The organism is Pseudomonas sp. 1 R 17, from assembly GCF_900067035.1.
Classification (GTDB): Bacteria; Pseudomonadota; Gammaproteobacteria; order Pseudomonadales; family Pseudomonadaceae; genus Aquipseudomonas; species Aquipseudomonas marginalis.
This window is the reverse complement of record NZ_FKLB01000038.1, coordinates 25,119-38,652: the sequence shown is the minus strand read 5'-3', so window position 1 is coordinate 38,652 and position 13,534 is coordinate 25,119. Positions and strand designations below refer to the sequence as shown.

The 13,534-nt window shown below is 59.6% G+C and carries 13 protein-coding genes; 3 read left to right on the top strand and 10 right to left on the bottom strand.

Features of this window, described 5'->3' with window-relative positions; genetic code table 11:
• Nucleotides 1–43: 43 nt before the first annotated feature.
• Both dnaG and rpsU read right to left on the bottom strand, forming a co-directional pair.
• Nucleotides 44–2,014, bottom strand: coding sequence for a DNA primase (gene dnaG, locus BFP99_RS13715; protein WP_027605924.1), 1,971 nt, complete (start codon nucleotides 2,012–2,014; stop codon nucleotides 44–46).
• Nucleotides 2,015–2,459: 445 nt separating this feature from the next.
• On the bottom strand, nucleotides 2,460–2,675 hold the full coding sequence (gene rpsU / locus BFP99_RS31960; protein ID WP_002551877.1) for a 30S ribosomal protein S21: 216 nt from the start codon (nucleotides 2,673–2,675) through the stop codon (nucleotides 2,460–2,462).
• Between the two features lie 203 nt (nucleotides 2,676–2,878).
• On the opposite strand from rpsU, the gene tsaD reads away from it, so the two are divergent.
• Complete coding sequence (gene tsaD, locus BFP99_RS13705) at nucleotides 2,879–3,904, top strand: tRNA (adenosine(37)-N6)-threonylcarbamoyltransferase complex transferase subunit TsaD (protein WP_027605922.1); 1,026 nt, start codon at nucleotides 2,879–2,881, stop codon at nucleotides 3,902–3,904.
• Nucleotides 3,905–3,937: 33 nt separating this feature from the next.
• Here tsaD and plsY read toward each other — a convergent pair whose 3' ends face one another.
• Nucleotides 3,938–4,507, bottom strand: a complete 570-nt coding sequence (gene plsY, locus BFP99_RS13700; protein WP_065925396.1) for a glycerol-3-phosphate 1-O-acyltransferase PlsY — start codon at nucleotides 4,505–4,507, stop codon at nucleotides 3,938–3,940.
• 72 nt (nucleotides 4,508–4,579) lie between these two features.
• Between plsY and folB the strand changes: the two genes are divergently transcribed.
• Together folB and folK are read left to right on the top strand one after the other, a co-directional pair.
• On the top strand, nucleotides 4,580–4,933 hold the full coding sequence (gene folB, locus BFP99_RS13695) for a dihydroneopterin aldolase (RefSeq protein WP_046069798.1): 354 nt from the start codon (nucleotides 4,580–4,582) through the stop codon (nucleotides 4,931–4,933).
• Nucleotides 4,924–5,454, top strand: coding sequence for a 2-amino-4-hydroxy-6-hydroxymethyldihydropteridine diphosphokinase (folK, locus tag BFP99_RS13690; RefSeq protein ID WP_027605919.1), 531 nt, complete (start codon nucleotides 4,924–4,926; stop codon nucleotides 5,452–5,454). Before folB ends, folK begins: the two co-directional genes overlap by 10 nt.
• On the opposite strand, the gene BFP99_RS13685 is transcribed toward folK, so the two are convergent.
• From BFP99_RS13685 to apaG, 7 genes are all read right to left on the bottom strand, one after another.
• Nucleotides 5,437–6,669 carry a multifunctional CCA addition/repair protein gene (locus BFP99_RS13685; protein WP_065947459.1) on the bottom strand — a complete coding sequence of 411 codons (1,233 nt, stop codon included), beginning with the start codon at nucleotides 6,667–6,669 and terminating at the stop codon, nucleotides 5,437–5,439. The two genes, folK and BFP99_RS13685, sit on opposite strands and share 18 nt — an antisense overlap.
• Before the next feature lie 63 nt (nucleotides 6,670–6,732).
• Nucleotides 6,733–8,298 carry a SpoVR family protein gene (locus BFP99_RS13680; RefSeq protein ID WP_065925393.1) on the bottom strand — a complete coding sequence of 522 codons (1,566 nt, stop codon included), beginning with the start codon at nucleotides 8,296–8,298 and terminating at the stop codon, nucleotides 6,733–6,735.
• The gene (locus tag BFP99_RS13675) at nucleotides 8,295–9,566 is read right to left on the bottom strand and encodes a YeaH/YhbH family protein (protein ID WP_065925392.1); all 1,272 of its coding nucleotides are present in this window, start codon (nucleotides 9,564–9,566) and stop codon (nucleotides 8,295–8,297) included. Before BFP99_RS13675 ends, BFP99_RS13680 begins: the two co-directional genes overlap by 4 nt.
• A 113-nt stretch (nucleotides 9,567–9,679) precedes the next feature.
• Nucleotides 9,680–11,602, bottom strand: coding sequence for a PrkA family serine protein kinase (locus BFP99_RS13670; protein WP_003194732.1), 1,923 nt, complete (start codon nucleotides 11,600–11,602; stop codon nucleotides 9,680–9,682).
• Nucleotides 11,603–11,886: 284 nt separating this feature from the next.
• The gene (glpE, locus tag BFP99_RS13665) at nucleotides 11,887–12,216 is read right to left on the bottom strand and encodes a thiosulfate sulfurtransferase GlpE (RefSeq protein WP_065925391.1); all 330 of its coding nucleotides are present in this window, start codon (nucleotides 12,214–12,216) and stop codon (nucleotides 11,887–11,889) included.
• A 9-nt stretch (nucleotides 12,217–12,225) separates the two neighbouring features.
• The gene (locus BFP99_RS13660) at nucleotides 12,226–13,077 is read right to left on the bottom strand and encodes a symmetrical bis(5'-nucleosyl)-tetraphosphatase (protein ID WP_065947458.1); all 852 of its coding nucleotides are present in this window, start codon (nucleotides 13,075–13,077) and stop codon (nucleotides 12,226–12,228) included.
• The gene (apaG, locus tag BFP99_RS13655; protein WP_027605913.1) at nucleotides 13,077–13,457 is read right to left on the bottom strand and encodes a Co2+/Mg2+ efflux protein ApaG; all 381 of its coding nucleotides are present in this window, start codon (nucleotides 13,455–13,457) and stop codon (nucleotides 13,077–13,079) included. The genes BFP99_RS13660 and apaG overlap by 1 nt, the downstream gene beginning before the upstream one ends.
• Nucleotides 13,458–13,534: the final 77 nt, after the last annotated feature.

The following is a 13,534-nucleotide window of genomic DNA, read 5'->3' as shown; positions in this document are numbered from 1 at the left end:
GGCGGGCAAAAAACAAGCCGAGGATTATACCCGAGCTATGACCTCACACGCCAGCTGAGGTCGGGTTTGATGCGGAAACATTCTGTTTTAAGAGGTCGCGCATCTGTTTTGCTATCTGAATTTGCTCTTCAGCCGATAATCCCGGCTGTCTTGCTCTCTTGATGAGTTCATCGAGGGTCTGCGTGTGCTGACCCGCGGATAACCTAGTAATGGTGTCTAAAAACTGTTGTTCAAGGTTATCGCCGTCAATTAGCCACTCCTTTTCCGCGAGTGCCTTCAACAAACGACCCTGTTCCGTGCCATGCCAGCGAGCCATCAGCTGAATGGAGTTTAGCTTAGGATTTTTCTGCACGGCCTCGATCAGTGCGATCAGCACCTGAGCGTAGGTATTGCTCGCGTTGGCAAAATGGTCGGCGCTTTCAACCTTGCTCGCTAATTGCGGGTGGTGGATAAGCGTGCGCAGGGCAATCAATGTGGGCGCTTCTACGGCGACCGGCGTGCGAGGTGCGTAGGCTTCATCGCGATCACCGCGCTTGCCGTTTTTGCTCCAGGGTTTCTTGTCCCATTTCTTGCCGCCGGCACCGGGCTTCTTCGGCGTCCATTCCTGCTGGGGGGCATACGCCTCCTGGGGTTGATGGAAGTCGGCATAGTCCGGCATGGCGTCATAATCCATGCCTGGGTCGTAGGCAGGCGGCGCGTCCTGCGGCGCGCTGTGCACCAGCTGGCTGACGGCCTCGCCACTCAGTCCTGTAATTTCCAGCAGGCGTTGGCGCATCAGGGTGCGCAGGTTCGCCCCTGGAACCTTGTCGATCAAGGGTGCCGCGAGGGTGGCCATATGGGCCTTGCCTTCGAGGGAGCGTGGGTCGGCTTCTTCGGTCAGTTGCTGGAAGAAATAATCCGCCAACGGCTGCGCATGTTGATTGATGCGGGCGCGGAATGCGTCGGTGCCTTCGGAGCGCACCAGGGTATCCGGGTCTTCCCCTTCGGGCAGGAACAGGAAGCGCGCGCGGCGCCCATCCTGCAGGCTCGACAGGGTGGCTTCGAGCGCGCGCCAGGCGGCGTTGCGGCCGGCCTGGTCGCCGTCGAAGCAGAACAGCACGCTTGGCACGACGCGAAACAGGCGCTTCAAGTGTTCTTCGCTGGTGGCGGTGCCGAGGGTGGCCACGGCGTTGCGCAAACCTTGCTGGGCCAGGGCGATCACGTCCATATAGCCTTCGACCACGATGATTTCATCGAGGTTTCGATTGTTCTTGCGCGCTTCGAACAGGCCGTAGAGTTCCTGGCCCTTGTGGAATACCGGGGTTTCCGGGGAGTTCAGGTACTTGGGCTTGTCATCCCCCAGCACTCGGCCGCCGAAGGCGATGATGCGGCCACGGCTGTCGCGGATCGGGAACATTACGCGGTCGCGGAAGCGGTCGTAGCGCTTGCCGGTCTCGGCGTTCTCAACCAGGAGGCCGGCGTCGATCATGGCTTTTTGCTGCAGGGTATCGCTGCTCAGGTGTTTGTACAGGTTGTCCCAGCCAGGTGGAGCAAAGCCGAGGCCGAAGTCGCGGGCGATTTCGCCGGTCAGGCCGCGCCCCTTCAGGTAGTCGACGGCGGCCTTGCGCTGTGGATGGCTTTTAAGGGCCTGACGGTAGAAGTCGGCAGCGGCAGTCAGCAGCGGGTACAGAGGCGAGTCGGTGGGTTGCCGTGGTTTATGCGGGCGGCCACTTTCTTCGCGGGGGACTTCCATGCCGGCGGCTTTCGCCAGGTCCTCGATCGCCTGGGGGAAGTCCAGGTTGTCGTGGTCCATCAGGAAGCCGAGGGCGTTGCCGCCTGCGCCGCAGCCGAAGCAGTAGTAGAACTGCTTGTCGGGGCTGACGCTGAATGACGGGGTTTTTTCCTTGTGGAACGGGCAGCAGGCTGTGTAGTTTTTGCCGGCCTTCTTCAATTGCAGGCGCGAGCTGACAACATCGACAATGTCGGTGCGGTTCAGAAGGTCGTCAATAAAGCTCTGGGGAATCAGCCCGGCCATGGCGTTCTCGTCATCACTGCGTGTAAATGAGTGCCCGTGAAGTGCTCAAGCGCACGTATCGAATGGCTTGACCATCAATCGTCTGCTTGGGCTGTCAGGAAGTGTATCTGCCGAACATTCACTGACGTTAGTTTCAATCAGTGTGTCGGCCTGGAAATGTTGCCCTCGAGTCCGGCGCCGGCCAATCGTGGCCTCGGATGCTCGTCGCTGGGCACAGCCGATACAGTTGATCGCCTGCTTATAAAATGAGTGTGCTCGTCAGTAGCCTTGTTAGGCTCGTCAGAAGAGACGTGCACCGCTGGCAAAAGAGCCAGTCCTGACGTTTGAAGCAGGTGTATCAGTCGCGTGTGCGGCGTCAACGATGAAGCATCAAGCGATATCCGCAAATGCCAACAGCCCGGCTGAGGGCCGGGCTTGGCAGAAGCTTGCTACGAACGTCTGTGTATTAGTACAGACGAACGGCGCGGCGCTGTTCGCGCTGAACTTTCTTGGCGTGACGCTTAACAGCGGCTGCTGCTTTACGCTTACGCTCAGAAGTTGGCTTCTCATAAAATTCGCGGCTACGAACTTCAGCCAGAACACCGGCTTTTTCGCAGGAGCGCTTGAAACGACGCAGAGCTACGTCGAAGGGTTCGTTCTCTTTTACTTTGACGGCTGGCATCCAGAGCTACCTTCTTTCATTACCGGGAATCAACGTTCTCGTCGCAAAAAATTCGCGGCTGAGGTCGTCGGTTTTTAAGGGTTGCGGATGTTAACCCCTCATTGGCAGGAATGCAAAGCCTCTGATCGAAAACCGCTAGTCGGGAGGGGGAGTGGCGACTATTATGCGCGCCTTCGAATTCAGCCTCTACAAGGCGCAAACCCATGCTAGTACTGGGACTTGAAACCTCCTGCGACGAAACCGGTGTCGCACTTTACGACAGTGAACGCGGGCTCTTGGCCGATGCACTGTTCAGTCAGATCGACTTGCATCGGGCCTATGGCGGCGTTGTGCCGGAGCTGGCCAGTCGTGATCACGTCAAACGTATGCTGCCGTTGATTCGCCAGGTGTTGGACGAGGCCGGTTGCGTGCCGACCGAGATCGATGCGATTGCCTATACGGCGGGCCCTGGATTGGTCGGAGCCCTTCTGGTTGGCGCCTCTTGTGCCCAGGCGCTGGCTTTTGCCTGGGGCATTCCGGCCCTCGGCGTGCACCATATGGAAGGCCATTTACTGGCGCCGATGCTGGAAGAAAACCCGCCGCAGTTCCCGTTCGTCGCTTTGTTGGTTTCGGGCGGGCATACGCAGCTGGTCCAGGTCGACGGAATCGGTCAATACACGCTGTTGGGCGAGTCCTTGGACGACGCCGCCGGCGAAGCTTTCGACAAGACCGCGAAGATGATGGGCCTCAATTACCCGGGTGGGCCGGAAATCGCCCGCCTGGCCGAAAAAGGCGTTGTCGGTCGCTACACCTTCCCGCGCCCGATGTGCGATCGCCCTGGTCTGATGTTCAGCTTCAGCGGCTTGAAAACCTCCGCGTTGAATACCTGGCAGCACAGTGTCAGCGCCGGGGACGACAGTGAGCAAGCCCGTTGCGACATCGCGCTGGCGTTCCAGCAGGCCGTGGTGGAGACTTTGACCATCAAGTGCAAGCGTGCCCTGAAACAGGCCGGCATGAAGCGCCTGGTGATCGCCGGTGGCGTCAGCGCCAACAAGGCGTTGCGCAGTTCATTGGAAAAGATGCTTGGTGATATGAAGGGTGATGTGTTCTACGCCCGCCCTGAGTTCTGCACCGACAACGGCGCGATGATCGCCTATGCCGGTTGTCAGCGCCTGCAGGCGGGGCAGCACGAAAGCCTGGCGATCAGCGTGCAGGCGCGCTGGCCGATGGAGCAACTGCCGCCCTTGTAAGGGGGCAACGTGAGTCGGGCTCATTGGCGGTATTTAAAAATGCCGTTCGCGCCCGGCAAACAGGTCGCGTAGATTGCCCCGGTGTCGCCAGACGATCAGCAGTGTCAGCACGCTCATCGGCAGCAGCGCCGCCGGTTCCTGCCAGGCCAGCAACGGCAGGGTGAGCGGTGTGGCGATCAGAGCTGCCAGCGAGCTGGTGCGGGTCAGGTAGAACGTCAGCAGCCAGGCGAGCACGGCCAGCAACGCCGCCGGCGGGTAGATCCCCAGCAGCATGCCGGCTGCCGTGGCGACACCTTTACCACCGCGAAAACGGAAGTATAGGGGAAACAGATGGCCGAGGACGGCGCACACGCCCACCCAGGCCTGCTGCTGCAGGGTCAGGCCGGCGAGGCTGGCGATCAGTACGGGCAACAGGCCCTTGCATACGTCGCCCAGCAGCGTCAGTACGGCGAGCTTCTTGCCGGCCAGGCGCAACATATTGGTGGCGCCGGCATTGCCTGAACCACTCATTCGCGGGTCGGGATTTCCCGTCAGGCGGCTGAGCAAAATGGCGAAGGACAGCGAGCCGAGCAGGTAGGCGAGAATCGCCAGTGACCAAAACATGCTAACTATTCCGGGCGAGGATGCCCTGATTCTAACGGGGCATCGCGCCCTTGTCGTGCTGCGGAGAAGAGCTTGGACAGAGTGTTTATCGAAGGCCTGGAAGTCGACACCGTGATCGGGGCCTACGACTGGGAGCGCGGGATCCGTCAATGCCTGCGCCTGGACCTGAGCTTCGCTTGGGATAACCGCCCGGCTGCGGCTGGCGACGACCTGGCCCTGGCACTGGATTACGCCAGTGTGTCCGCGCGGATCCAGGCCTTTGCCGAGCAGTCCCAGTACCAGCTGGTCGAGACCTTTGCCGAACGCCTGGCCGAAGTGCTGATGAGCGAGTTCCAGATTCCCTGGCTGCACCTCAAGCTGACCAAGCCCGGCGCAGTGCCGGCTGCCAAGGGTGTAGGCGTGGAGATTGAGCGCGGATGTCGCTGACTCAGGTTTACCTTGGCCTCGGTAGTAATATCGAGCGCGAGCCCCACCTGCGCGCCGGTCTCGACGCGTTGGCGAGTTTCCTTACGGATATGCGCTGCTCGGCGGTGTTCGAGAGCCAGCCGGTGGGCATCAAAAGCGGGCCATTCTTCAATCTGGTGGTGTCGGCCTATACCGACCTGTCATTGATGGAGTTGGATCGTCGGTTGAAATCCATCGAGGCTGATAATGGCCGCTATGCGCCGGATCGCAAAGGCCTGCCGCTGGATATCGACGTGCTGCTGTACGGCGAGTTGGTGGGTGACTTCGATGGTTTGATCCTGCCGCGGGCGGAGATCCTGAAAAATGCCTTTGTGCTGTGGCCGCTGTCGATGATGGCGCCGGACCGGGTGCACCCTGAAGCGGGCAAGACGATGGCTGCGTTGTGGCGTGATGCTCAGATTGATCAGGTGCTGGCGCCTGTCGGGTTTGAATGGCAGGGCCAGCAACTCACCCCGGACTCGCTCCTACAAGGGTTTGTGTAGTTCCTTGTAGGCTTTGAGTGCCCTGAGTCGTTCACGCTTGAGCGCCTCGCCCAACTCCGGCCCCTTGAATCCCCGCTCAAGCAGTGGCGCAACTGCAACCTCGCGCGCTGCTTTCGCCGCGCCGCGTAAGTAATCCGCCTGTGGATAACTTCTTCGCTCCAGCCCCTTGCGGCCCCGGGCATCCATTTCGCAGGCGACCACAAACTCCTCAAAGCGCTGTGGCCTGCGGTATACGTCAAAACTTTGCAGCAACTCCAGCAACGTCGAGGCTTTCACCTCCAGCGCGCGATGACCGTGGGTGTGATACTGGCCCACCAACAGCGCCAATTCCTGGCAATCCCTTGGCACTTTGAAGCGCTCATTGACGGCCTTGATCAGCTTCAAGCCTCGATGCTCATGAGCGATGTGCTGCGGTAACTTATCCACAGGCGTCAGGCCCTTGCCCAGGTCATGCAGCAGGCAGGCCCAGCGTACGGTCAGGGGCTGTTTGTGCTCGGCAGCTTGTTCCAGCACGCTCAAGGTGTGCACACCCGTGTCGATCTCGGGGTGATGGGCCTCGGGTTGTGGCACGCCAAAGAGTGCGTCCACTTCCGGCATCAAGATCTTCAGCGCATTACAGTCCCGAAGTACCTGGATAAACACCTGGGGCTGATCTTCCATCAACGCCCTGGAGATTTCTTTCCAGCTGCGCTCCGGGGTCAGGGCTTCCAATTCACCGGACTCGCTGAGTTGACGCATCAGCTCCAGTGTCTCCGGTGCTACCGTAAAACCCAGGTGTGCGTAGCGCGCGGCAAAACGGGCGACACGCAGAACTCTGAGTGGATCTTCGGCGAATGCGGGGGAAACGTGACGAAGTATGCGGGACTCAAGGTCGCGCTGGCCGTGATACGGATCAGTCAAGTTACCGTCGTCGTCTTCGGCCATGGCGTTGATGGTCAGGTCGCGACGGATCAGGTCTTCTTCCAGCGTCACCTCGGGGCTGGCGTGAAACACAAAACCACCGTAACCCCGACCACTCTTGCGTTCGGTACGGGCGAGGGCGTACTCGTCGCCGTTTTTTGGATCGAGGAACACCGGGAAGTCCGAACCCACTGGCTTGAAGCCCTTGGCGAGCATCTCTTCGGTGCTCGCGCCGACGACCACGCGGTCGACATCGGTGACCTTGATGCCCAGCAGGCGGTCACGCACGGCGCCGCCGACTTTGTAGATTTTCATGAAAAAGCCTCCATTAGCGGCACAGGATACCGCCTGTGCCTGGCCAATGGAGGCTTTGCTGTTTCAGAGATGAACGACGGCCAGGTCCAGGCGGCCGTAGTCGTTGTCGTTGTGATCGTTGCGCGGTGGTACATGGTGGGTCTTCATCACTTGGTCGCCCTGCAGGGTTTCCAGGTGGATGTCGAAGCCCCAGAGCCGATGCAGGTGCTTGAGCACTTCTTCGGTGGATTCGCCCAGGGGTTTGCGGTCGTGCTGCTGGTGGCGCAGGGTCAGCGAGCGGTCGCCGCGCACATCGATGCTGTAGATCTGCACGTTGGGCTCACGGTTGCCCAGGTTGTATTGCGCCGCCAGGGTTTCACGGATGGTGCGGTAGCCGGGTTCATCGTGGATGGCCGGCACCACCAGGTCATCCTTGAGGTCATCATCCAGGATGCTGAACAGTTTGAGGTCGCGGATCACCTGGGGTGAGAGGTACTGCAGGATAAAGCTCTCATCCTTGAAGCTGCTCATGGCGAACTTGATCGTCGACAGCCAGTCACTGCCGGCGATTTCCGGGAACCAGCGGCGGTCCTCATCGGTGGGGTGTTCGCACATGCGCCGAATATCGCGGTACATGGCAAAACCCAGCGCGTAAGGGTTGATCCCGCTGTAATACGGGCTGTCGAAGCCGGGTTGGAACACCACGCTGGTGTGGGACGTCAGGAACTCCATCATGAAGCCGTCGGTGACCAGGCCTTCGTCGTACAGGTCGTTCATCAGCGTGTAGTGCCAGAACGTCGCCCAACCTTCGTTCATCACCTGGGTCTGGCGCTGTGGGTAAAAGTACTGGGCGATCTTGCGTACGATACGCACGATTTCCCGTTGCCACGGCTCCAGCAGCGGTGCGTGCTTTTCCAGGAAGTACAGGATGTTTTCCTGTGGTTCGGAGGGGAATCGCGCGTTGTCCTTGTCGCTGTTCTTGCCGGCGCGTTTGGGAATGGTGCGCCACAGGTCGTTGATCTGCTTCTGCAGGTGCTCTTCGCGCTCCTTCTGGCGCAGGCGCTCTTCCTCGGCAGAAATAGGGTACGGGCGCTTGTAGCGGTCGACGCCATAGTTCATCAGGGCATGGCAGGAGTCGAGCAAGTCCTCCACGGCGTCGATACCGTGGCGCTCCTCGCACTGCATGATGTACTGCTTGGCAAACACCAGGTAATCGATGATCGAGCTGGCGTCGGTCCAGGTGCGGAACAGGTAGTTGCCCTTGAAGAAGCTGTTGTGCCCATAGCAGGCATGGGCCACCACCAGCGCCTGCATGCAGATGGTGTTTTCTTCCATCAGGTAGGCGATGCACGGGTCGGAGTTGATCACGATCTCGTAGGCCAGCCCCATCTGCCCCCGGGTGTACGACTTTTCGGTACTGAGGAAGTGTTTGCCGTACGACCAGTGGTGGTAACCCAGGGGCATGCCGACGGAAGCATAGGCATCCATCATCTGTTCGGCCGTGATCACTTCGATCTGGTTGGGGTAGGTGTCCAGGGCATAACCCGCCGCGATGCGGCTGATTTCCCGGTCATAGGCCTGGATCAGTTCAAAGGTCCACTCGGAGCCGGTGGAAATGGGTTGGCGCTTAGTCTCTTTTTTGGCGGTCATGTCACTAACCTGCGCTGGAAGAGTTCACGGAAGACCGGATAGATATCGCCGGCCGAGACCAGTTGCTGCTGGGCGAACGTGTCGGCAAAGGCTTCGCCGATGCGCTCGTATTCAAACCACAGGGCCTGGTGCTCACGGGGGGTGATTTCGACGTAAGTGTAGTACTGCACAAACGGCATGATGTGGTTGATCAGGATGTCGCGACAGATCGGCGAATCGTCGTTCCAGTTGTCGCCGTCGGAGGCCTGGGCCGCGTAGATATTCCACTCGTTGGCCGGGTAGCGCTCGGCCATGATCTCCTGCATCAGCTTCAAGGCGCTGGACACGATGGTGCCGCCGGTTTCCCTCGAGTAGAAGAACTCCTCCTCATCCACTTCCCGTGCGCTGGTGTGATGGCGGATGAACACCACGTCGATCTTGTCGTAGTTCCGCTTCAGGAACAGGTACAGCAGGATAAAGAAACGCTTGGCGATGTCCTTGGTCGCCTGGGTCATTGAGCCTGACACGTCCATCAGGCAGAACATCACGGCTTTTGAGCTGGGGTTGGGCTGCTTGACCAGCAGGTTGTACTTGAGGTCAAAGGTATCGAGGAACGGCACGCGGTGGATACGCGCGCTGAGTTTCTCTATTTCCGCCTCGATTTCCTGGATATCGCCGAAGTTGTCTGGCTCTTCGCGCTTTAAACGCGCCAACTCTTCCTTTGCCGTCCTCAATTTGGCGCGGCTGCTGCCCGACAGGGCGATACGCCGTGCATGGGCCGAGCGCAGCGTGCGGATGATGTTGATTCGAGAGGGGTTGCCTTCGTTGCTGATCCCGGCGCGTACGGTCTTGAAGGTATCGGTGCCGGTCAGGTTACGCTTCACCAGGTTGGGCAGTTCCAGGTCTTCGAACATGAACTCGAGGAATTCTTCCTGGGTGATCTGGAACACGAACTCGTCCATGCCTTCGCCGGAGTTACCGGCCTTGCCCGGGCCTTTGCCACCGCCACCGCCCTGCGGGCGCTGGATATGCTCGCCGGTGGTGAACTCTTTATTGCCGGGGTGTACGACGGTCTGCTTGCCGCCCCGGCCGTGGTGCAGCACCGGTTCGTCGATGTCGCGTCCGGGAATGCTGATTTGTTCGCCATGCTCCATGTCTGTAATGGAGCGGCGGCTGACGGCCTCTTCAACGGCCTTTTTGATGTGGTCACGGTAACGCCGCAGGAAACGCTGGCGGTTTACCGTGCTCTTGTTCTTGCCATTAAGGCGTCGGTCGATCACATAGCTCATGAGGAGCCCTCCGGGCAGCTTCACGTTACAAGCTTCAAGCGGCGAGCTGGAAGCTTAGAGACAAGCGGTCAACTGCCAGGCCCATGACCTGGCAGTTGACGCCCATCGCTGCCTTACTGCGATTTGCGTACCCGCAGGTACCACTCGGAGAGCAGTCGTACCTGTTTGTCGGTGTAGCCGCGCTCGACCATTCGTGTGACGAAGTCGTTGTGTTTTTGCTGGTCCTCCTTGCTGGCCTTGGCATTGAAGCTGATGACCGGCAGCAGATCCTCGGTGTTGGAGAACATTTTCTTCTCGATGACCACCCGCAGCTTCTCGTAGCTGAGCCAGGTAGGGTTCTTGCCGTTGTTGTTGGCGCGGGCACGCAGTACGAAGTTGACGATTTCGTTGCGGAAATCCTTCGGATTGCTGATGCCGGCGGGTTTCTCGATCTTCTCCAATTCTTCGTTGAGGGCTACGCGGTTGAGGATTTCGCCGGTTTCCGGGTCGCGGTATTCCTGGTCCTGGATCCAGAAGTCCGCATACAGCACGTAGCGGTCGAAGATGTTCTGGCCGTACTCGCTGTAGGACTCCAGGTACGCGGTCTGAATTTCCTTGCCGATAAACTCGATGTAGCGCGGCGCGAGGTATTCCTTGAGGAAGCGCAGGTAGCGTTCGCGGGTTTCGGCCTGGAATTGTTCCTGTTCGATCTGCTGCTCCAGCACATACAGCAGGTGCACCGGGTTGGCGGCGATCTCATGGGGGTCGAAATTGAAGACCTTGGACAGGATCTTGAACGCAAAGCGCGTCGACAGGCCGTTCATGCCTTCATCCACGCCCGCTGTGTCGCGATATTCCTGGATCGACTTGGCCTTGGGATCGGTGTCCTTGAGGTTCTCGCCGTCGTACACGCGCATCTTCGAATAGATATTCGAGTTTTCCGGCTCCTTGAGACGCGACAGCACGGTGAACTGGGCGAGCATCTTCAGTGTGTCGGGTGCGCAGTGGGCCTTGGCCAGGGAGCTGTTGAACAGCAGCTTGTCGTAGATCTTGATTTCATCGCTGACCCGCAGGCAGTACGGCACCTTGACGATGTAGATCCGGTCGATGAAGGCTTCATTGTTCTTGTTGTTGCGGAAGGTGTGCCATTCCGATTCGTTGGAGTGGGCCAGCAGGATCCCGGTGAACGGAATCGCGCCCAGGCCTTCGGTACTGTTGTAGTTGCCTTCCTGGGTGGCGGTGAGCAGTGGGTGCAGCACCTTGATCGGCGCCTTGAACATTTCCACGAATTCCATCAGGCCCTGGTTGGCCCGGCACAACGCGCCCGAGTAGCTGTAGGCGTCGGCGTCGTTCTGCGGGAATTCCTCCAGCTTGCGGATATCGACCTTGCCCACCAGCGCCGAGATGTCCTGGTTGTTCTCATCGCCCGGTTCGGTCTTGGCCACGCCGATCTGGTTGAGGATCGACGGGTAGAGTTTCACCACGCGGAACTGGCTGATGTCGCCGCCGAACTCGGCCAGGCGCTTGGTGGCCCAGGGCGACATGATGGTGTTGAGGTAGCGTCGTGGGATACCGAAGTCTTCTTCGAGGATCGCGCCATCTTCCGTGGCGTTGAACAGGCCCAGGGGCGATTCGAAGACCGGCGAGCCCTTGATGGCGTAGAAGGGCACCTTCTCGATCAGTTGCTTGAGTTTTTCGGCGAGGGACGATTTACCACCGCCAACGGGGCCGAGCAGGTAGAGGATCTGTTTCTTCTCTTCCAGGCCTTGGGCGGCGTGGCGGAAGTAGGAGACGATCTGGTCGATGCATTCTTCCATCCCATGGAAGTCTTCAAAGGCCGGATAGCGGCGGATCACCTTGTTGGAAAATATTCGCGACAGGCGCGAATTATTGGCGGTTTCCACCAGCTCCGGCTCGCCGATCGCCAATAACAGGCGTTCGGCGGCAGATGCGTAGGTGCTGCGGTCCTGCTTGCACAGCTCGAGATACTCTTGCAGCGTGAGTTCTTCCTGCTGTGTGGACGCGAAGCGTTGTTGGAAGTGGCTGAAAATACTCATGACGTCGTCACCTCGCTCGATACGTGGAGCCGACGCCGGATCTATCAGTCGATGCTGGCAGTCATTGGCGAACGCCAATGGCTGTTTTCCCCCCAGAACACCCTGAAACGCTACCGATGACCCGTACGCCGGTGTACCGGCTCTCCCCTGATTCGGATGGCCTGCGCTTAAGGATAGTCGGAATCGGAGAGGGCAAGGGATGATGAGCAATTAGTTTGGCTGCGCCGTTCGTCAGAAACGGCGCGAGCCCAAGCGTCACGCGGGGTAGCGGGGTGTGAAAAAAATTATTGCGAATCGCCGGAGGCAATTTCTGCAGGATACGTCGTACGCCACAGCTCAAAGCCGCCGTCCAGGCTGTAGACGTCGGAGAAGCCCTGGCTGACCAGGTAGGCGGCTGCGCTCTGGCTGGAATTGCCGTGGTAGCAGGCCACGATCAGCGGTGCATCAAGGTCGGCGGCACGGATGAAATCAGCGATGTTGACGTTGTCCAGATGCTGGGCGCCAGCGATATGGGCGGCGGCGTAAGTAGGCTGGTCGCGGATATCGACCACCACTGCACCTTGCTCGCGCAGGGCCTGGGCTTGTTCGGGAGGGATACGTTTGAATTCGCTCATGGCGGGCTCCTATGGCTTGGCTGCAGCCGGCAGGGTAACGGGAAGAGTGGGTTGGCACTGGCAGCCGTGGCGCTCGCCGGTGTCGATGTTCATCAGGGTCATGGCGCCGCCCCACACGCAGCCGGTGTCGAGGGCAAACACGCCAGGTTCGTCGCACTTGCCTTCAAGGGCGGCCCAGTGACCAAAGATGATCCTGGTGTCGCGGGTCTTGCGTTCCTTGTGGGCAAACCATGGTTTGTAGCCGGGCAGTGCCGTGTCGGCGCCTTCCTTGCTCTTGAGGTCCAGCTTGCCCTCGGCGGTGCAGAAGCGCATGCGTGTGAAATAGTTGGTAATCACCCGCAGGCGGGCGACGCCGGTAAGGTCGTTGTCCCACTTCACTGGCTCGTTGCCATACATGCCGTCGAGGTAGGCGGTGTACAGGCTGTTATCGGACAGGGCGTTTTCGACTTCGGCGGCGCACTTGAGGGCTTTTTTCAGCGTCCACTGCGGCGGGATACCGGCATGGACCAAGGCCATATTGCGGCTTTCGTCGTAATGCATGATCTTTTGCCGACGCAGCCAGTCAAGCAGTTGTGCGCGATCTGGCGCTTCGAGGATTTCGCGCAGGGTATCGCCCTTTTTCAGGCGCTCGATGTTATTGCCGGCCGCCAGCAGGTGCAGGTCATGGTTGCCCAGTACGCACACCAGGGAATCCCGCAGGCTATACAGGTAACGTAGCGTTTCCAGGGACTCGGGGCCGCGATTGACCAGGTCGCCGACCAGCCACAGGCGATCGTTGGCCGGGTCGAAGGCCACCCGTTCAAGCAGGCACTTGAGAGGCTCCAGACAGCCTTGCAGGTCGCCGACCGCGTACGTTGCCATCAGTGCAGGGCGCCTGGTACGGCGAGGCGGAAAGGCTTGATGATGGCGTCGAACAGTTTGCCATCAGTGGCTTTCATCTGATACGAGCCTTGCATGGTGCCGACCTTGGAGGTCATTACCGTGCCGCTGCTGTAAGTGTGGCTGGCGCCAATGTCGATCAACGGTTGCTGGCCGACAACGCCTGCGCCGCGAACTTCCTCGACCTGACCGTCACCGTCGGTGATCACCCAGTGGCGTGACAGCAGCTTGGCCGGCACCTGCCCGTTGTTTTTCACCGTGATGGTGTAGGCAAAGGCGAAGCGGTTCTGTTCAGGTTGCGATTGGTCCGCGAGGAAGCGGGTGACGACGCTGACGTCGATCTGGTAGCGAGGATCGGACATGCAAGAGGCCTTAAAAGCAAAAGCGGAGGACAGCAGATGCGGATCAGTCTAGGCCAAGAGGTGGGCACTAGGCCAGA